Raw genomic sequence first — 21,053 nt, forward strand, 5'->3', positions numbered from 1 at the left:
TTTTTTGTTTTTACTTAAATCTTTATTACTAGCGTATAAGTGAAAAGTGCGCTTTAAATTCTTTACTGCTACCATCAAATGACTCATAGGATATGGTAAACCAATAATCGGTAGCCGGCAAGATTTCACCATCAAGTGTACCATCCCACCCTACCATACCGGGTATAACAGAGCCTACCACTTTACCATAGCGGTCAAATATATAGATACTGGCATTGCCTCTTTCCGACAAGCCGTCTATAAACCACGTATCGTGAACACCATCGCCATTAGGACTGAAGAATCTGGGATAGTTAAGTGCATATACTATTGCAGTTACAGAGCCACAACCGTTTTTATCTCTCACTGTTATACTATATTCTCCTTGTGTTATTCCTGTAAATACAGGGCTATCTTGGAAATCGCCATTGTTCAGTTGGTATTCATAATCACCGGAGCCATTTATAATATTGATGGTTATCGATTGCAGATAGTCAAAATCTGCACCTACCACTACATTTATTTCTGCCTGAGACGAGGTTACTACCGTAGCTGTTACCGTACCGGTACATCCCGTAGATAAGCTGGTAACATCTACACTATATTCTCCCGGCTCTGTTACTGTAATATAACCCTCAGTATCGGGCAATGTGGTAGTACCTTTGTACCAAACAAAACTATATTGCGCAGCAGAAAGTCCTGTATTCAGTTCAGCAGAGGCATACTCTCCTGTTTCTATATCAAGACATAAAGAAGTATCATCAAGGTCAGGCGTCGGAGCACCCACTACCCAAACAGACAGTTCGGCTACTGCAGCACATTCACCGGGGTTTTGCACGGTATAATACACAATAACGTTGCCCGACGAAACAGCCGTTAATTCGCCTAAGTCATTTATAGTAGCTCTGCTCTCATTACTTACCGACCATACTCCATCCGGTGTAGTATTAGTATATTGCACTATATCAGTTTCACAAACCTGTGAGGGTCCGTTTACAACACCGGAGTCTGATGTTGCAGGCTGTGGGGTAACCACAGCAGTATCACTTGCAGTACAGCCATCGGCACTCCTTACGGTTATTGTGTAAGTTCCCGGTACTACATTAGTAAACACAGGGCCTGGTTGAAAATATATGCCGTTTATACTATATTTAAATCCTGCCCCAACGGGTGCATCTACCGTTATAGTTCCTCTTGACTGCTCGCAATCAGGCTGCAATATGGTTATAGTAGGTATTGCGGGCACTTCAGGAGCATCGTGTATTGTTAACGGTAATGATATTGCAGTACATCCTACAGCATTTTGTACTGTAACATTATATGTTATACCCGGCGTTAGCCCTGTAAAATTAGTATTGGGTTGATAATTTATTCCATCTATACTATAAGTAAGTCCCGCCCCTGTTGGCGAAATAACTGTAATTGTTCCCGTAGGCGTATCACAAGTGGGTTGTATGGCTGTAATAACAGGTTGTTGCGGTATCGTGAGCGGAGAATTTATCGCTATTGGATTGGTTACCGAAATACATCCTGTATTGTTTTTTACAGTTATGGTATAATTACCCTGCACTAAACCTGAAATCACAGTACTCATCTGGAAATTAATTCCATCTATACTATAGGTAAGCCCTGCTCCTGTAGGATTGTTTATAGTAATTGTACCAAAAGGGGAACTACAGTCCGGTTGTGACACTGTGATATCGGCTACAGCCGGCGTATCCGGAGCAGGATATATATTAATAGAAGACCCTGCTATACAACCATCTACGCTTTTAACCAAAATAGTATAAGTTCCGGGTATAAGTCCTGTAAATAAAGTTCCGTTCTGGAAAGTAACACCATCTATACTGTACGTATAGCTTCCTAAAGGTGAGCCTACGGATATAGTGCCCAACCCTGTAGCACAATCAGGTTGTGATGCTGAAAGCTGTGGCGACGGAACGGGTGCAGGCGGCGCATCTATTACATAATTACCCGATGTTGAGATACAGCCAAAACCATTCATTACTGATACCAAATAACTACCCTGCGGAAGCCCTGAGAATATATTACTGATTTGATAATTCACTCCGTCTATACTGTAAAAGAATACCGCTCCTATTGGTGAGGTTACCGTTAATGTTCCTGAAGATGCGCTACAGTCGGGTTGCGATACCGAAACATTAGGCACATTTGGTGTAGGCGGTTGCGGATTCACTACTATATCAGTAGTAGCCATACAGCCATCAGTGTTTTGAATTGTTATGGTATAATCGTTAGGTAATACATCATTAAAAACAGGACTGGATTGATAATCTGTACCATTGATGCTGTATGTATATTGTGCTCCAACAGGCGAGTCTATAGTAACCGTTGCTGTAGCTACGGCACAAGTGGGTTGTATTATTGAAACTTGTATTACGGGTACGGGCACAGGCGCCAAATTTATATCAAAACTACCCGAGGTGGAAGAGCATCCGAAGCTGTTCATTACTGTTACTGAATAACTGCCTTGCGGAAGTCCTGAAAACACCGCGCTTGTCTGATAATTTACTCCATCTATACTATAAGTAAGTCCCGCTCCTGTTGGCGAGTTTACCGTTAATGTCCCTGAAAGCACATCACAGTCAGGTTGGGTTGCAACTACATCCGGTACAAGGGGTGTAGGCGGTTGCGGATTGACTACTATATCAGTGGTAGCCATACAGCCATCTGTATTTTGTACTGTTATGGTATAATTATCCGGTAACACATCGTTAAAAACAGGGCTGGGCTGAAAATCTATACCATTAATGCTATATGTATATTCTGCGCCCACAGGCGAGTTTACAGTAATAGTTGCAGTAGCCACAGCACAAGTAGGCTGGGTTATAGTTACAGCAGGAACAGCAGGTGTTACCAATGCAGGGTTTATAGTAACGCTATCATAGGTTGTTATACATCCTGACGTATTTTGCACATATAATGTGTAAATTCCGGGTAATACGGTAGGAAATACAGCTTCGGGCTGATAATCTGTACCATTTATACTATATGTATAATCTGCACCTAAAGGGCTGTTTATAGTTATACTACCCGTAGCCGTAAAACAATCAGGCTGCACCAATGTAAAATCAGGTGTTTCCGGTACAGGGTTTATAGTTATCGGCACAATATTGCTGCCTTCCGTATTACAAGAATTAGCTTCTACTGTATAAGTTACATTATAATCTCCCGGAGTGCTGGCAGAAGGGTCTATTGCTCCCGTTTCGGGGTTTATAGTAAGACCGCTCTCGGCACTATAAGTGCCTCCGGCAGTAAATCCTGTGGTAAGCTGTGGTTGTACTTCATCACTGCCAAAACATACTGATGCCGGCAGTGTAAAATCAGTAACCGGATCGCCAAGAGCATTTACCGTAACTACTATAACGGCAGGAATGCTCTCACAGCCACTTGGTGCTACCTGACTTACATAATAATTGGTAGTTCCTACTACAGCCGTATTGGGTGTGGGTGCAGAACCTGCAAACCAACTGGCATAATTTCCGGGCAGTACTTCTGCCGTAAGTTCTGTAGCTGTTTCGCCTTGACAATATACTACATCTGCCACCACAGGGGGTGGTACAGAATCTCCCGAGAATGATATTTCGAGGGTGGTAACACAATATTCTGTTACCCAATCGTAATAATAAAGCCCTTCTGAACCAAAACCTGATATCGTTGTACTGTTGCTCGATATATCGGCTATCGTAGTCGTTGACGGATTATCATCATGGGCTACCCATGTACCTGTACCTGCTGCCTCTACACTGGCTATTAAATCGCCGCAATCCATACTATACGGATTAGGTGAAAGTATACCGTTATTGGCTGTAAAGGTTATAGCATCCAGATAATTCCCTACACTCGCGCCTCCTACACTGGAAACGGACTGAAATATGAAGCGGGTTACTGTTTGCCCTGCCGGTACATCATACGTACCGGTATTGTAGCTCCAGGCAGTATTGCCTGTTGTAACAGGAGATCCAACCGGAGTATAAGGTCCGCCCGGTGGTCCTGCCAAAAGTTGACAAGTATCTGTTCCCTGACGACCGCGATGTGCAAAACCATAGGAAAAAGTAGTAGTTTCCGGTGTTTGATAATCCTGATATACTCCTGATACTAAATTTGCATTAAGCTCTATAAATTGATTGCCACTATATGATGGCACATTTTCATAGTTGGGCACAGGCCAAAATTCCATCATTTGGTCTGACGCTGTGGTACGCCACCCCTGCACTACATTATGATTAAGAAAAATGGGATAAACTGTTGCTATGGGAACAGGCAGCTCAAAATCGTAGTTAATAGTTGTTATAACACAATCTGACTGATTACTATCTGATGGCGGGGGCGGCGTATTAACACATACCCGAAATGTAGTAGCGGTAAGCGAAGGGTTTGCAGCATTAAAATACAGCCTCAGTTTATAGGTCTCTCCTACAATAAGCGAGGTAGCGTTTATTACATTATTAATACTGCAATAAACTTGGGTAAATGTGCTGCAATCGGCTCCTTCATAAAGCACCATTGCTACAGGTTGTGCTGTTCCTGTAAAATTAGACAATGCTATTGTATGCGATGTTGCCGTTGCTGTAAACTGATACCAAATATCGCCTGTTGTGGTAGCTGTACATGTATTTCCTTCCGGTGAAACCGTTGCAGCAGAGAAAGACGTTAAAGTTGTACTGCTACAGTTTTGCCCGGAATTTACCGTAAGCGTCGTAGCATTACTACAATCATCATTTACAGGAGCAAAGGTTTTTGCACTTACAATGCTATTTCCTATTATAAGAAGTAAGGTATATAAAAACAGAGTAGTTTTGTTCATAGTTAGGCAATTTGGTATTAAAATTATGTTAAAAACATAACATAAACAAAATACCCTACCCATATTAACAAATAAATCGTAAAAAGTTATAGTTTTCTAACAATAAAAAATAAAAAAGCCCTCCATCTGACTGATGAAGGGCTTTTTATTATGGGTAAAAAACTTTGTTTTTAGTACACTACTTTTTTACTTACAGTGCCTTTATTTGTGGTTATGTTAACTATAAGTACTTGCTGTGCTGACTCTAAGTTATTTATTACCATCTGGCTTGCATTAACATCATTGTTAGTATATAATGCTCTTCCTCTCATATCATAAACAGTTACCGCAGTAATATCATGTGTTCCGGCATTAATGTTTATATCGCCGTTAGTTTGGAAAACTACAACTTCATTTGAAGCTAATACAGGATTATCAGTATCTAATACACCTTCTATGGTATATATTACTTTAAACCTATCATTAAATGTACCTGTTTCAGTAGTAAAGCTATAGCTGCCTTCGGTAAGGTTATGAGTAATATTTAACAGGTTGTCAATAATGTATATTTCCTGCCCCTCTGTAAATAATCCATCTACATGGTCAAGGCCTATTGTATAGTTGCCCGGCGTTTCTACATAAATACCTAAGGTTACCTGGTCTTCCAAATCAAATTCAGGTCTTGCCTGTATAGAAAGAGTTTCATCTTGCGCCATTGTATATACTGTTAAAGGATCGCTGCCTATAAGAGCTTTACCATCCCAACCGTAGTCAATACCTAATGTCATATTAGGATTATATACTATTGCAGTTTGGCTAAATTTACCTTCGGTAGTAAGGTTTAACCATAAGCGTGAGCTTTGTTGTTGTGCTTCTTCTGTAGTTCTAAAAAACTGATTGTTGTTCACTTCTTCAGCACGCATCTCGTTATTAAATTCAAGCGTTCCGCCTGTTGCCTGTACAAAGAAGCCCTGACCTGAGTTGATAACCCAGTTATTTGAATCTGTTTCGTTAAACCATGTACCTGTGTCACCACCTGCAGCACTGTTTGCGGTATAAGCACCTTTAGTCATAACACAGTAAGTAGAAGCATTTGGATCGTTACGTTTTCTCCAGAAGTATAGTGCCGAACCCGGCACGATAGTACCTATATTAGCAGCATAAAAATCAGCAACATTTATTGGCGATGGGTAGGGGTTACCTACAAGGTTATATCCGTTTAATGCATTTTCCATAGTAACGGTTACAGGACCATTAATTGGCTGTCCTTCAAAAACTCCTGTCCAAGCTGTGCCCGGTGTACTTTCTTCAACAAAAGCAGGATGAGTATTCGACATACGGATAAGATATCCATAACCCGGTTGGAAGTTATTTGTGCCCGGCGCTATAGTAGTAAAAAGGTCTGTTGACTCGTCATAATCATAAAAACGATTAGTTAACGTTTGTGGTGAAAAAGCGAGTAAGTTTTGATTTAATACGGGCGATGACCATAGTGTATAGTCCAGCCTGTATAATGGCGAACTGTTTTTCTGTACTTGTATTTCACCTGTATTTATAACATTACTTTCCTGTATAAGGTTAGCATTATTCTCTATAACGAATGCTGATGCTTCGGCATTATTTACCACTTCACCAACAATAGTAATATTGTCGCCTGATGCTATAACCATGCTGCCTCCTGTATTCACAGTAAGTGTCGCAGCAGTAAAAGTACCTTCGTAAGCAGTGTTATATAATCCTGTTATAATGGCTTCATCAATTTCAGTGGGCACATAGCCTGCTGACCATTCCGTACCATTCCATACATTAATAACACCTGTTGCTGCAGTAATAACATTAGAGTTTGCAGAGGTAACGTTATAATCTGTATTCTCTGCTCTCACTCTGTAATAGTATGTAGTACCCGCCTCAAGTCCTGTAACTTCATAAGAAGTTACATTGCCTACTGAAAGGTTTTCGTAGCCATCTACATATAAGGAAACTGTTATGGCTGATGATGTATAAGCCAAATTATCAATTATTGGTCTTGCTGATGTGTTGTTGTCAATTCTTATTTTATAATCCCCTGTTATACCACTAATTACACCACTATCATAAGATCCTTGTGTAGTAGAATAACTCATGGTATCTACAAATGATTCAGTTGTAAAACCGGCACCTGTTAATACCTTTATTGTTAGTTGACCTCCTGTACCTGAAAATACCTGTTGTACATCAAACTGTATATTTGTTATTCCTCCACTTATAGTACTTGAAACAAGGTATGATCCTGATGCATTTTGAAAAGTAATTGTAGTTCCAGAACCAAGGTCTTGGTCTGTCCTTACTTTATATGCTGACCATGTAGTTACACCATCATCTCCTGTCCAAGTCCTATCCAAATAAGTTCCCGCAGTTCCAGTAACATTTGCAAACCCCTCTATAGTTGTACCTCCAGGTGTAATAGTTTCAAAATCATGGCTTGTACTCACATCCAGTCTGTATCCTGTAGCTCCGGCTACTGCGTTCCAGTTGGCAAAGAAACTGCTTGTTGTGGCAGATGTTTCTTCAGTAGCTACAGGAGCATTTAGTACATAAGCACTGGTTGTAAAAGTTACCTGATTACCATATACAGTACCACCATTGTTCACGGCATACGCTCTTACATAATATTGTGTAGAAGGCATAAGACCTGATGCATCTACTGTAAACGGAGTTGTTTCCGGTAGTGCTGTGGCAAGTTGCGTTACACCATCACCACCTATTACGGGAGTTGTTGTTGTAGCATATACTACTCCTGTAGCAGTTACGGGGCTACAACCCTCGTTAGTTACTGTACCGCCCATTGTAGCGGTAAATTCAGTAAATACAGATACCGCAGCAGTTGTTATACTTGCAGCAGTATTAATACCTGAACCTGATGCAGCTACAAAAACGGATGCTGCCCCTCCGCCTGATATTTCGATATCACCATTATATGATGTTGCATCTGTTGGTGTAAAACGTACAAATACATCGGCAAGCACTTCTCCGCCTACAGGTGTAAAGCTAACGGTGCTTGTATAAGTTCCGCCGGCTGTTGCCGAAAAAGTATAGCCCGCAAGAGGTCCTACAACCACATCGGCACCAGTAAGGTTTTCTCCATATAATCCAAAAGAATTTTCGGTAGTAGTTGTATTGATACATACAGCTCCGAATGCATTAAGCGGGTCTGCCGAAAGTATAGGTGCTGTGTTAGAAAGTGTGGTTATCTCAGCTCCATCAGGGCTTAATGCTGTTTCAACATTAGCACCGTTTCTTGCTTTTACATAAAACGCATAATCCGTTTCAGGCGTAAGCCCAGTTAAGTTAACAGTACCCCATTGTGCGGCAGTACGCCACACGGCTGTAGCACCCAGTGTACCATCTGTCTGTACATAAAGCTCACTATATAAATCGTATATAATATATTGTGTAGTAGCAGGGTTACTATCTGCACTCAGTGCAAGGTCTGCCGTTGTAACACTTACGTTACTTGCTATAGGCGCGTTGGGCACTGCTGCCAGTGTCCAGAAAGAAGCATTTGCCCCGTTTGTAGCTGTTGACTGTGTACCTACCGCTCTGAAATAATATCGTGTATTTACAGAAAGTCCGGTTATAGTTCTAATAATGCCAGTTGCCGATGACCCTGTAACTGGGGATGGTGTTGCTGTAGTGTTAGTACCGTATGATGTGGTTAAACCATATTGGAAGGAAGGGGTTGTAGAAGTACCATTAGCGTTAATTGTACCATTAAGCTGAGCCCCTGTTGTAGAAATATTAGTAGCAGTACCTGTTGTTACCGTTGGAGCACCTGCGGTCCACGAGATATCATCAATTTTTATTTGTGCCCCAAAAGTCTTAATTTCTAAAATAACATTGCCCGATACATTTATAGTATTGGAGTACTGTTGCACTGTATTTGAAGTGGAACTAACTGTTATAGTTGAGCCAATTTTAGTACCATTTACCCAAACCTCCAAAGAACGGCTAGAGGTTCCAGTAAAAGCCCTTACATAGTTAAATGTCAAAGTTCCCATGCCTCCCGAATAAGTAGGAGATGTAACAGTACCACTATTGTTCGTCGCTATTGCTTTACCGTTAATAGTTTGATCGGTTCTTGCATTAGTCGCAGTCCAAGTAACACCATTTGTACCTGTCCAACTTCTACTTTGATAACTCCCTGTATTTGTTGTTGGTATATTACTAAAGTTTTCTGTTGCTTGTCCCCAAGACATTACTCCCATGAGCAAAAATGCTGTGGTAAGTAAAATTTTTGTTAAGTGTAACTGTAATTGTTTTAGCATATTCAAAAAATTAAAATGTGACTATTTTATATGTATTCACCGAATGCGCAAAGATATTTATAATTTCAATAGATTTTTTTTAAAATCTTTATCTATTTATCACATTACCATTAAGTTAACGTTAAGCAAAAATCATCAATCTTAACAAATAGTTAATATTTAGATTAAATATAACTAACATAAAATAAATTAATATTTATATTTTATACTGACTACCAACAAATTAACAATCCTATAGATTATTCAAATTTTGGATATGATGTTAAATAAAAAACCCTTCTTTCTTTTAAAGGAAAGAAGGGAAGCCATTAAACCACACCTTACTTTAATTTGAATGGCTTTTTGAATTTTGGAAACACATTTATTTTATATCGGGGTATTCTTTACAGTCATAAATTATCTACGGAAATTTTCAATCTTTGGTTTTTTATTTTTCAATTTTTTATAAGTACTTATCTCACAATACTATTTAGCATACAAAAGCCTGCATTGTTCAATACAGGCTTTTGTATAAACAAGGATTTTAAATCCAAAAAAATATCACATGCGGTAAACCTTACATGATTAGCTTTTTAGTCACCAAGCCATTATCGGTAATAATGTGTAGTACTATAACTTGTTGCTGCACATCAAGATCTGTTATTGTAACTATGTTAGCGTTTATATCGGACTTGGTATAAATAAGCCTTCCTCTAATATCGTATATGCTAATCTGCTTCACATTAACAGTACCGCCATCAATGGTTATTAAATTATCTTTTTGATATACCGCAATAGTATCGGGTACTAATACAGTATCTTTAATGCCAAGTGTTTCCGTAGTATATACTATCTCAAAACGATTGGTAAACTGCCCTGCCTCGGTAGTAAACATATAATTTCCCTCTTTAAGGTCGGCTACCTCTCCTGTTATATTATCTTTCAGATATATATTCTGTCCCTGTTCAAAAACCCCATCAAAATGATCTAAACTAATGGTGTAGCTCCCGGCATCAGTAACCTTATATGCCAAGGGAACTACGTCATTCTCATCAAACTGGGGTCTTGCCTGTATGCCAAGCTCCACTCCGTCAACAACAGAGTATAAAGCTATCGCACCGTCGTTAGTAAGCATTTTACCATCCCAACCGTAATCTAACCCCAAAGTAGCTTCATTACTATATGTTACAGCGGTTTGTTTAAAACCACCTTCATTACTTGTAATGTTAAGCCATAACCGCGACATTAAAGAGGTATTCTGTTCATTTTGTTCCATTCTAAAAAATTGCCCGTTATTAACCCCCATACGCATACTGTTATTAAATGTAACGCTACTGCCTGTTACTTGCACAAAGAAGCCTTGCCCCGGGTTGATAACCCAGCCGGAGGGGTCGCCAGTAAAAGTATCTGAACCCGTATCGCCTCCTGAAGCAGCATTCATCGTGTATGCCGATTTGGTTATGAGTGCATATGTGGTAGCTTCAGGGTTGTTGCGTTTCCTCCAGAAATAAAGTGCCGATGTTTCATTTACCGTGCCCGCATTTGCATCAAAAAAATCATGAATATTAATTGCTGAAGGATATGGGTTTCCTATTAAGTTATAACCGTTAAACGAGCTGGTTGTGGGTACCGTTATATCGCCATTATTAGGTATTCCTGTAAATGTCCCTGTCCATACCGTGCCGGGCGTGCTCTCATCTACATAAGCCGGATGATTGTTAGGCATGCGTATGAGATAGCCCTGCCCGGTTACAAAATCATTTTCTGCGGGCGATATCCCGTCATAAAGATCGGTAGCTTCATCATAATCATAAAAACGATTAGACAGTGTATTAGGGGAAAACTCCTGTAGGTTTTGCCCCGCGACAGGCGAAGACCACAAGGTATAATCGAGCCTGTATAACGGTGATGATTTTTTTTCTACTGAAATAACTCCACTATTAGCCACATCGTTCACCTGTATCAGGTTAGCATTATCCTCTACAGTAAATGTAGCATCTGATGCTACGGAAACTGCATTGGTAACTGTAAGATTCGCTCCGCTGTTCACAACCAATGAGCCGCCCGAAAGCAATGTGATACTTTCTACTTCAATAGCGGCTCCCGAATTGATTATTGGTTCGTTATCCTGCATCCCTATCATTACCGCATCAGTAGGCGCAGGAACACCTCCACACCAGTTAAGTGGCTCATTCCAGCTACTGTCTATAGCCCCTGTCCAGGAATTAGGATTTATAGTAACTGCATGCACTGAAGAATATTGCTGTAAACATTCGTTGCTCTGAACAACCACTCTGTAATAAGTGGTAGCGGTAACATTATTTAAACTGAGAGATGCTGTTGTGTTGGCAATTTGGGTAACTGAGGCACTAAAATCCAATACGGGAGATGACTCCCAACGAATTACATTACCCATATGTCCTGAAAGCATTAATGCTCCACTGTTCACAGTACTGCAAAACTCAGTATCTCCAGACAGTGTACCTCCTACAGTAGTGGGACTTACGGTAAAAGTAGCTTTATAATTTGCACCGTTATTACCGGCATATACAGTACCCGTACCACAGGTTATGGTTGCATCGGAGTACACCTCTATAGTATAATTTCCGGCGCTTAATCCTGATAGTAAGTTGGTATTATAATCTAATTTCTCCCAACGTTGATCCTGCCCTCCGCAACCATTATTAAATCCGCTAAAATAATTAAGCGAATTACTTACAAAGTTTCCCGAAGCACCATTACCGGTTAAATATATTCTGTAATAAATTCGTGTACTGGTAAGGTCGCATCCGCCACATTTATATATATTGTGTTCCCCACCTTTAAAAATTAAGCCTGTACCACCTTCGCAAAAAGTCCCTAACGACTGACCATCAAAATCATAGTTAGCCGTAGCTGCATTAAGATCATAATACAGATTTAAGCTACCATTGATACTGAATACAATAAAAGTATTATTAAAGCCCGCGCTTTGCGAAAACACTTGTGAACAAAATGTACTCGTGAAGATGAAAAATAAAAGTAATTTGATTTTCATATCTCAATTATTAAAATTTTAATTAAAATTAGATTATTTAATTGTTTTATTAATAATATAAAAACTAAAAACTTAAACTACAACGTTTTCGTGTTAATAAAAATATGTTTAAATACTCATTTTCAGTGATAAAAAATGGGTTTATAGTAATTCATTTTTTTTAATTAATTAATATCTATAATATTTATAGTATTCTGCAATCTTTCGTTAAAAAGATGCAATTAATCGTCGAAAAGATACTGTTTAAAGGAAGTATAATATTTAATAACTGTATATAAAAATATTTTGTGCTATATTTACAATTGAAAAACCTACTAAACTAAATAACACAAAACCTCATGAATTTTATACCGGAATTCACAATAGTTACTATACTTTTAATTAGTATTGCAGTATACATATTTACAGCTCCAAAGTATAAAAAAAAGAAAATGAAACTACTTGCAAAATACAGAAGAGCAAGAAGCAAATCTTTATTTTACCAAGATAAATTAAGTTCATACATACTTAAACACGATGCACAAAACGAAATCATTACACCGGGAGTAACTTATGGACAATTACTAAAAGAGCTTCAAAAACACCATTCAGTTTATCTTTCTGAAAGACGCTATAAAAGACTGAGACGTAACCCCATATTAATAGGTAAAAACGAAAAAGTAATACAGGAGCAAGAACAACGCCTGAAAGAAACAGAAGAAAAAATTGCAGTATTAAAAGTGGAAAAGCCCCGCATAAAAAACGGGGCTGTATAAAAATGGAAAATTAATCTAATTTTACTTTGGCAGAGCGGTTGGCTACAATATTAGAAGTGTCATAACCTCCGAATTTTTTAATATAGCTTTTAAGAGATGTACCAAAGCCATCCTTAAACCCTCTTGTACCATTACTCTTTAAAAATTTTTTTACAGAACCCGCCCCTGCAAGGTGCGCAGCGGCAAGAAGCCCCGATTCGGTAATTTTAATACCGTTAATAACCTTACCTTCATATTTGGGTATCTCCTTTCGAAGTTCCCATTTGTTTTTGGCTAAAAGCGCTTTAAAAGCCCTCTCCTGAAGTTGCGGGTTGTTTAAAAACTCTTGCGTGTCAGTTATCCCTATCGCTCTCAAGGTAACTTTACCAAACTGGTATTTACCCATATAACCGTAAGGGTTAACTAACTTATATAGCCCTTGTGATTCTTTAATGGCTATTGCCTGTTTAAAACCGATATACGATTTTCCGGTAAAGGGAACTGAAATTTTTGCAGATTCGTTTACTGCAGCAACAGTATAATTTAGAATTTCATCTTCCGCCAAATGAAATCCTTCTATTTTACCAAATTGTTTTGCTTTGTTGGGCTTAAAACCCGAACTTACAATTGAAATAATTAGGGCTAAACCCAAAAAATACATCCATTGTTTTTTTATCATAAAGTTTTATTTCTCATAGTCTGTCACCCTGATGAAATTTATAGCGGGCAAAGATATGAAAAAAAATAAACCTGATTTACAATGAGTTAACTTAAACTTAATCTTTTAACATAATTTACATGCTGTAAATGACAGTTTAAATCTTGCTGAAACCCTATAAACAATAGTGTTAAGCCAATGTAAAGCAAACTGTAATTCAAGAAATAAATTTTAACATAAAAGTACCGGCAGAAAAGTGATTCTTGCCCTGTTTTTAGCAAGAATAGTTAAGGGTGTTTATCGTTTTATACCCATTTTTTCTACCCAAGCTACATACTTTTTACGATTGACTTCATGTTGCGCTGCTGTAACTGCAAACTCATGATAACCGAAGTTTGTTACACTTGCACAAAAATAAATATAATTGTGCTGCTCGGGGTTTAATACCGCATCCAATGCCGAAATATCGGGCATAGCTATAGGTCCCGGCGGTACCCCTTGGTACATATAAGTATTATAGGGCGAGTCTGTAAGAAGGTCTTTAAACAAAACTCGTTTTATTACTTGGTCAAAATCGCCCGATTCTTTTTTCATGGCATATATAACTGTAGGGTCAGCCTCCAGTTTCATTCCTTTTTTAAGTCTGTTCAGGTAAACTCCTGCCACTCTGGGGCGTTCATCTTCTTTTACCGTTTCTTTATGCACAATAGCTGCTAATGATGATACCTGTAGTGGTGTAAGGTTTAAAGCCTCTGCTTTGGCAACCCGTTCGGGTGTCCAGAACCTTCTGTATTCTTTTGCTAATTTCTCTCTGATTTTTCGTGGCGAGGTATCCCAAAAAAATTCATAGGTATTGGGTATAAAAAGGCTCAGCACATTATCTTCGGTAAAACCATTTTCAGATAAAAAGGTTTCATCAGTAAAAGTCTTTAATAAAGCAATGCTATCGGCTTCTATCTGTACGGCAATCCTTCCTACGGCACGTTCCAGTGTTTCCTGATTGTTAAACGATACATTTACAGGCACTGGCTGGCGAAGCGCGTTAATAATATCATTACTGTTCATTCCTCTTTTAAGTATAAACTTTCCTGCTTTTACATATTGCGGATATGACTTTTTATCGGCTACCATTTTAAAACGTTCCATATCCTGAATATAGGGTCTCACACTGTCTTCTACCTGTGCATATGTTGCTCCCGTTGGGATATATATGGCAACTTTGCTGTCTGAAAATGAGGTGTTTTCTGAGAATATATCTTTATAAATAAGATAACCGTATATAGTGCCCGCTGTTATAACCACTAAAGAGAAAATAGCTACAAATCGTCTGAATTTCAAAATGATATGATATTAAAGTTGGTGAATTAATTGATACATTGCTTCATCGGCATACTGATTTTCTTTTTTAACCCAGTCTTTTTTTATGCCTATGCAAGCAAAGCCAAAATTAGTAAAAAGAGCTATACTCGACACATTGTCAGGATTAATATTTGCATAAAGCTGATGAAGCTGTAATCGTGTAAAAGCATAGTCTATTAAAAGTGCTAAGGCCTGGCTGCCGTAACCTGAATTTCTGTTATCGGTTTCCTTTATTATTATGCCCACTCCCGCCCTTTGGTTTAACGGATCGAAATCAAAAAGGTCAATAAGTCCTATGGTTTCAAAAGTTTGATTTTTACAAATGGCAAGGCGCAGTTGTTTGGCTTCAAAGATATCCTGATGTGCATTTTCCAGATATTGCCTTATCAGAAAACGACTGTAAGGCGTTATGGTATTACTAACATCCCATACTTTTTCATCGTTTTCCATTTGGTAGATAAATTCCAAATCATCCGGTTCTAAAGCTCTCAGGTATATATTTTCGCCTTGTAAAGTTACCATTGTATTTCGCCTTTAAAAACAAATGTTGCCGGCCCTGTAAGATAAATTTCTGTAAACTGTTTATTGTTTTGTTTAAACGAAACTTCAAGTTCGCCACCCTCTGTAGTTAGCAAAACAGTAGTATTGCCTGTTTTATTAAGCACTTTCATGGCTATAGCTACGGCTGTTACTCCTGTACCGCACGAAAGGGTTTCATCTTCTACCCCACGCTCATACGTACGTACTGAAAATTTGTAAGCCTCTACTTGCTTTACAAAGTTTACATTAGAACCTTTATCGCCATACAAACCGCTGTAGCGAATGCCCGCCCCTATGGTTTTTACATCAAAAGTATCCAATTCATCTACCAACTCGACGTGGTGTGGCGAACCGGTATCGAGAAATACATAATTTTCATATACGGTAACAGTATTAACGTCTTTCATTTGTAAAGACACAATACCGTTTTCGTCTATCGTTGCATAATGCCTGCCGTCTATTGCCTTAAAGGTGGCATCGTCATCTATTATATCCAGTTTTTTGGCAAAAGCTACTATGCATCTGCCACCATTACCGCACATACTGCTCTCATTTCCGTCGGAATTAAAATATACCATACGAAAATCGGTATCATTATCGTTCTCTAATAGTATTAACCCATCAGCACCAATGCCAAACTTACGGTCGCAAAGTTTTTCAATCAGTTTGGTATCATTTTTGGAAAAGGTATCTGTACGATTATCAATGATAATGAAATCGTTTCCCGTGCCTTGATATTTATAAAATGTGTGTTGCATTATTTTTTAAACTATTAAGCAAAAATACAAATAAATGGTTGGGTAACCATTGCAAAAAATTTACCCGCAAAAAATTTTATTTTTTACTATAACCGTTAATAAATTAAATACTGTTTAGAACTATGAAAAGAATTTCAAGCCTTTTTCTTGTAGCATTACTCAGCGGAGCTACTACGCTTGGAGCTTATAAACTGGTATTTGATGAGGATACCATAAATACCTCTGCTTTATCAGTTGCTCCGGCACAAACAAATTATACACAAACAGTGGCACTGGGTGCCGAAAATGTAGATTTTACTAAAGCTGCCGATGGGGCAGTGCATACTGTTGTACACGTTAAAAACGTTTCGTACTCCAGGACACCATCCAACCCAATACTGGAATATTTTTATGGCTATCGCGGTGGCGAGCAGCAAGCACAGGTAGGCACAGGATCGGGGGTTATAATTACCGAAGATGGGTATATAGTAACCAACAATCACGTAATACAGAATGCTTCGGAACTGGAAGTAACGCTTAACGATAACAGATCATATAAAGCACGCTTGGTGGGTACTGACTCTAAAATGGACATTGCCCTGCTTAAGGTAGATACTGATGAGAAGTTACCTTATGCTACTTTTGGCAATTCTGATGATATTAAAGTAGGCGAATGGGTGCTTGCCGTGGGTAATCCTTATAATTTAACCTCAACAGTTACGGCGGGTATCGTCTCGGCTAAAGCACGTAATTTAAGTAAGGATGGCATACAGTCTTTTATACAAACCGATGCAGCCGTTAATCCCGGTAACAGCGGTGGTGCTTTGGTAAACACTCGCGGTGAATTGATAGGTATTAATACACTAATATCCTCTATGACGGGGTCTTATGTAGGGTACTCTTTTGCTGTACCCTCTAATATTGCCCGAAAAATTATAGAGGACATCATGGAGTTTGGTAATGTGCAACGTGGGGTACTTGGTGTGCAAGGTGGCGAGCTTAACAGCACAGTATCTAAAGAGTTGGGCATTAGCGAAACACAAGGTTTTTATGTAAACAGCGTGGTAAAAGACTCCGGAGCTGATAAAGCCGGAATTAAAAAAGGTGATATTATTACTGCCATAGATAACAAACCTGTAAATGGTTTTTCTGACCTTAACGCTGCTATAGTTACCAAACGACCAAATGATGTGGTAAAAGTAGGCATTAGCCGTGATGGCGATAAACTTACTTTACCCGTGCGCCTTACTAAAAATGAAATTTACAGCTATAGCGGGCTTGAACTTGAAGACTTGAGTGCAGCCGAAAAGAAAAGAATGAAACTGAATTATGGCGTGAGAATAAAAAATATTACGGATGAACGCTATATGCCTTATTATGATGAGTTGAAAGACGGTATTATACTGAGCATTGATAATGTAAAAGCTAAAGATATAGAAACGGTATCAGATGTGCTTTCGGGTAAAAGCCCCAATCAGAAAACTCGTGTGGAAATGCTTACCAAAAATGGTGAATTGGTTCGATTCTTAATATAATAAGCTTATCCTTATATAAGAAAAGCCCTGTGTATGTTTGATACACAGGGCTTTATTTTAATGTAAAAAAATTATAACAAAATGCAACTTAATGATAACATTAGGGTAAATATTATGTTATTTTGATTTGAGTATTTTTGGCAAAACTACGAAAATTGGATAATGAAAAAGAAAACTGCACGAAAGCTGGAATACTTTTTACATTTTATTACTGCGCTGTTACTTATTTTAAAAGGAATTGATGAAATAATTAAAGAACTCTATTATCCCGGAGTAATTATAATAGGATTGGCTACTACGGTATTGATAATCAGTTTTTTTTGGCGTAATCTTAATATAAAGCCCAAACAAGCCCGAATTATATGTTGGTATCTTGAGTCGCCCGCGCTTTTGGTGACATCATATATGTTACATCTTGAAAAGAAAGAATTTATGCCTCATATATTTTTGCTTGCTGCAATAATGTATCCGGCAATGGGTTTTATTTCCTCTAAAAAGTTTAAAAAAATAAGAAAGTCGGCTATATAGCCGACTTTCTTTTATATTCTATAGCAGTTATTATTTACTGCTTAACAACTTTAATAGTTTTAGAAACTCCTTCAGAAGTTACTTTAACAAGATAGGTTCCTGCCGAAAGTTCAGTCATATTAACAATCATTTCGTTTTGGTTACCGTGTTTTTCTGACACTTTTTGTCCTATCAGGTTATATACTTCCACCCTTTCTATAACATTTGTGTACGATAGATTTAAAATATCGTTTACAGGGTTAGGATGATAGGTAAAGCTACCTGCAACAAAATTCTCATTACTTAATATTATATCAACAGTTACTGCAAACGGCTCACTTTCGCAACCATCAACAGTTTGAGTCACATAATACGTTGCACTTTCTGTCATTTCAGTATCTGTACTAATAGCATTTTCACCTGCAATTGCATCCTCTTCAGAAGCATACCAGGTAAACTCAGCACCATCAACTCCTTCAACTACAATTTGATCTACTATAGGATAAACCAACATATCAGAATCGTATTCAAATTGCTGTGTGCTTTCTCCCGTAGGTGCAGGTACAACATTTATAGTAACAGTTACAGCAGTTCTCTCTGTACTCTCGCATTCACCATCGGTTTGGGCTGCATAATAAGTAACGCCATTGGCAAGCATCATTTCTTCATCCAGAATCTCACCGTCTGTAGCGGCTGCATACCATACCACATCACCATCTGCCTCAAGATCGTCTATAACAGCAGTGTTACAAAACAATTGTTCTGCATCGGCGGTTGGAGCATCAATTGCCTGTACAGGTTCAATTACTGCTGTAAACGGCTCACTAATACATCCTTCACTATTTTGAGCAGTAACTAGATAATTACCGGGATTTAAACCTGAAAATATAGGTGATGCCTGATAGATAGCTCCATCTATAGTATAAGTCATATCTTCTCCAAGAGGCGAAGTTACTTCTATAGTTCCTGTCGGATTATCACATGTAGGTTGGGTAATGCTCACGGTAGGCATTTCGGGTGTTTCCGGCGCAGGGTCTATGATTACATCAACAGCATTAGAGTTACACCCATCTACACTTACAACGACATTATAACTTTCGGGTAAAACATTTTCAAACACCGGAGATGATTGATAGTTTTCTCCATCTATGCTGTATTGATACGCTGCACCCAGCGGAGCAATAATTTCTATAACACCAAAAGAATCGGTACAAGTTGGTTGAGTAGTTTGAACTGTAGCACTCTCAACTGTTGTTATGTTAGCCGTAACAGGCGTACGCTCTGTGCTTTCACAACCTCCCTCAGGTGTTAATGATGCATAATAAGTAGTTCCGTCAACTAACATTGTTGATGCCTCAAGAGGTTCTCCTCCTGTTTCATCTGCATACCATAATATAGTATCTCCCAATGTACTGCCGGTAACAAGGTCTTGTATCGATGCTTCCAGGCAAAACGTTTGGTCTGCTTCAGCTATCGGTGCTTCTGTAGTACACGGACTTATATTTATAAGATAATCTTCTGCCTGACCATATCCTACACCATCTTCGCTTGAACATGGGTCGGTAGAATATTCATCAAACAGTTTTAATACTCTCATATAAGTTAATCCTTCCATAGCCGTAGCCGGTATTGTTATTTCTGTAATAGCTTGTTGTCCATCTACCCCAGTAGAGCTATCAACAGAGCCTGCCTGGAAAACTTCTCCTTCATCATCAAGCACTCCATTCTGATTAAAATCTATATAAACGGTAAAAGGAGTTTCATAAGATCCGGCTGTATTCCCTTCAAGAGTAATAGTGTAAGTCTGACCTACCGTTACCTCAGCAGGAGGCAAAGAAGTAAAATTCTCTACGCCGGGTGTTCCGTTAATAGTAGCTGATGTTTCATTATCTATACCGGCAAAATTCACATATGTTATTGGTTCAACATCTCCGTCAAACACTATATCACAATAGCAAGGCAATCCGGTAGAAGTAACCATAACAGGCTCACTAATAACTTCATCTCCACCCGAAGGGCAGCTCACTACAGCTCTGTACCAGGTTGTTTCCGTTTGGGTAGTAACATATCCTGCATCACTACCGCCTGTTGCTACATCTGTAAAGTTTGTTCCATCGGTAGAAGTTTGCCATTGGTAGTCTAAACCAGCTACATCATAACCAGGACTAAGACCAAGAGAAATTTCTTGTGTTTCACAAACAGTAGTAGAAGACGCTATTGCTGCTGATGCGGCAGGAGTTCCCGTACAATCTGGCGCAGCATCAATATTTATATCATCTATAAATACATAATAATCATTATCCCAATAGTCTAATTGTGCAGCTATACCAATATATACCTGGCTTCCCGCCGGCGGTGTAAACACCACTGTTCTGGTTTCACATGAAGCAGATTCGGTATGGTTTGTAGTATTTACCTCATCAATAGGTATAAAAGGACCTGTAGGAGATGTCGCATAAAATACTCCTATTGCGCCCCAATCGTCTTCATTTAATACAGGTTCGGTAGGTTCAGTCGAATCGTATTGCAATAACTTGTATTGATAAGTAAAGATTACAGGATTACCATCTGCTGTACCTAAAGAGGGAGACAACATATCGGCATAATCCTCCCACTCATATATATTCGCTAAAAGTCCTCCTGCACCCTCACAAGGAACCATATCGCTTTCCCCAAAGGAATACAGCCCCCACCCATGATCATCATCATCAAAATTTTCTGAATACGTTATTTGTGCATTTCCATTAGAAATAAAAAGCACACAAAATAAAAGGCTGTAGCCCAGCCATTGTAAATGTTTTTTCATATATAACAATTTTATGTTGGTTAAAGAATAAAAATAACAAATTTTAACCCTGAAAGGAATTAAAATAACAA

11 protein-coding genes are annotated in these 21,053 nt (G+C 38.6%); 3 read left to right on the top strand and 8 right to left on the bottom strand.

Features of this window, described 5'->3' with window-relative positions; translation table 11 throughout:
- Positions 1 to 28 precede the first annotated feature (28 nt).
- From E0W68_RS03745 to E0W68_RS03755, 3 genes are all read right to left on the bottom strand, one after another.
- Positions 29 to 4,807, bottom strand: a complete 4,779-nt coding sequence (locus tag E0W68_RS03745) for a T9SS type B sorting domain-containing protein (protein WP_162845795.1) — start codon at positions 4,805 to 4,807, stop codon at positions 29 to 31.
- Between the two features lie 170 nt (positions 4,808 to 4,977).
- Positions 4,978 to 9,090, bottom strand: coding sequence for a T9SS sorting signal type C domain-containing protein (locus E0W68_RS03750; protein ID WP_135218074.1), 4,113 nt, complete (start codon positions 9,088 to 9,090; stop codon positions 4,978 to 4,980).
- Positions 9,091 to 9,646: 556 nt separating this feature from the next.
- The gene (locus E0W68_RS03755; RefSeq protein WP_135218075.1) at positions 9,647 to 12,106 is read right to left on the bottom strand and encodes a T9SS type A sorting domain-containing protein; all 2,460 of its coding nucleotides are present in this window, start codon (positions 12,104 to 12,106) and stop codon (positions 9,647 to 9,649) included.
- Positions 12,107 to 12,537: 431 nt separating this feature from the next.
- On the opposite strand from E0W68_RS03755, the gene E0W68_RS03760 reads away from it, so the two are divergent.
- A complete protein-coding gene (locus E0W68_RS03760; protein ID WP_135218076.1) occupies positions 12,538 to 12,861 on the top strand; it encodes a hypothetical protein in 324 nt (107 codons plus the stop codon).
- 10 nt (positions 12,862 to 12,871) lie between these two features.
- On the opposite strand, the gene E0W68_RS03765 is transcribed toward E0W68_RS03760, so the two are convergent.
- From E0W68_RS03765 to dapF, 4 genes are all read right to left on the bottom strand, one after another.
- Positions 12,872 to 13,519, bottom strand: coding sequence for a peptidoglycan-binding protein LysM (locus E0W68_RS03765; protein WP_135218077.1), 648 nt, complete (start codon positions 13,517 to 13,519; stop codon positions 12,872 to 12,874).
- A 276-nt stretch (positions 13,520 to 13,795) separates the two neighbouring features.
- Positions 13,796 to 14,836, bottom strand: coding sequence for an endolytic transglycosylase MltG (mltG, locus tag E0W68_RS03770; RefSeq protein WP_135218078.1), 1,041 nt, complete (start codon positions 14,834 to 14,836; stop codon positions 13,796 to 13,798).
- A gap of 12 nt (positions 14,837 to 14,848) precedes the next feature.
- The gene (locus tag E0W68_RS03775) at positions 14,849 to 15,379 is read right to left on the bottom strand and encodes a GNAT family N-acetyltransferase (protein WP_135218079.1); all 531 of its coding nucleotides are present in this window, start codon (positions 15,377 to 15,379) and stop codon (positions 14,849 to 14,851) included.
- Entirely contained in the window at positions 15,373 to 16,155 is a 783-nt protein-coding gene (gene dapF, locus E0W68_RS03780; RefSeq protein ID WP_135218080.1) for a diaminopimelate epimerase, read from the bottom strand. The genes E0W68_RS03775 and dapF overlap by 7 nt, the downstream gene beginning before the upstream one ends.
- Before the next feature lie 122 nt (positions 16,156 to 16,277).
- On the opposite strand from dapF, the gene E0W68_RS03785 reads away from it, so the two are divergent.
- Together E0W68_RS03785 and E0W68_RS03790 are read left to right on the top strand one after the other, a co-directional pair.
- On the top strand, positions 16,278 to 17,669 hold the full coding sequence (locus E0W68_RS03785; RefSeq protein WP_135218081.1) for a S1C family serine protease: 1,392 nt from the start codon (positions 16,278 to 16,280) through the stop codon (positions 17,667 to 17,669).
- 162 nt (positions 17,670 to 17,831) lie between these two features.
- A complete protein-coding gene (locus tag E0W68_RS03790; RefSeq protein WP_135218082.1) occupies positions 17,832 to 18,197 on the top strand; it encodes a hypothetical protein in 366 nt (121 codons plus the stop codon).
- Positions 18,198 to 18,231: 34 nt separating this feature from the next.
- On the opposite strand, the gene E0W68_RS03795 is transcribed toward E0W68_RS03790, so the two are convergent.
- Positions 18,232 to 20,982, bottom strand: coding sequence for a T9SS type A sorting domain-containing protein (locus E0W68_RS03795; protein ID WP_135218083.1), 2,751 nt, complete (start codon positions 20,980 to 20,982; stop codon positions 18,232 to 18,234).
- Positions 20,983 to 21,053 lie beyond the last annotated feature (71 nt).

The sequence above is a fragment of the Flavobacterium salilacus subsp. salilacus genome (assembly GCF_004634195.1).
Lineage (GTDB): Bacteria > Bacteroidota > Bacteroidia > Flavobacteriales > Flavobacteriaceae > Flavobacterium > Flavobacterium salilacus.

Bases quoted from the DNA above. Each gene is read 5' to 3' on its own strand.
- E0W68_RS03745 (WP_162845795.1), bottom strand. From the start codon at position 4,807: ATGAACAAAACTACTCTGTTTTTATATACCTTACTTCTTATAATAGGA.
- E0W68_RS03750 (WP_135218074.1), bottom strand. From the start codon at position 9,090: ATGCTAAAACAATTACAGTTACACTTAACAAAAATTTTACTTACCACA.
- E0W68_RS03755 (WP_135218075.1), bottom strand. From the start codon at position 12,106: ATGAAAATCAAATTACTTTTATTTTTCATCTTCACGAGTACATTTTGT.
- E0W68_RS03760 (WP_135218076.1), top strand. From the start codon at position 12,538: ATGAAACTACTTGCAAAATACAGAAGAGCAAGAAGCAAATCTTTATTT.
- E0W68_RS03765 (WP_135218077.1), bottom strand. From the start codon at position 13,519: ATGATAAAAAAACAATGGATGTATTTTTTGGGTTTAGCCCTAATTATT.
- E0W68_RS03775 (WP_135218079.1), bottom strand. From the start codon at position 15,379: ATGGTAACTTTACAAGGCGAAAATATATACCTGAGAGCTTTAGAACCG.
- dapF (WP_135218080.1), bottom strand. From the start codon at position 16,155: ATGCAACACACATTTTATAAATATCAAGGCACGGGAAACGATTTCATT.
- E0W68_RS03785 (WP_135218081.1), top strand. From the start codon at position 16,278: ATGAAAAGAATTTCAAGCCTTTTTCTTGTAGCATTACTCAGCGGAGCT.
- E0W68_RS03790 (WP_135218082.1), top strand. From the start codon at position 17,832: ATGAAAAAGAAAACTGCACGAAAGCTGGAATACTTTTTACATTTTATT.
- E0W68_RS03795 (WP_135218083.1), bottom strand. From the start codon at position 20,982: ATGAAAAAACATTTACAATGGCTGGGCTACAGCCTTTTATTTTGTGTG.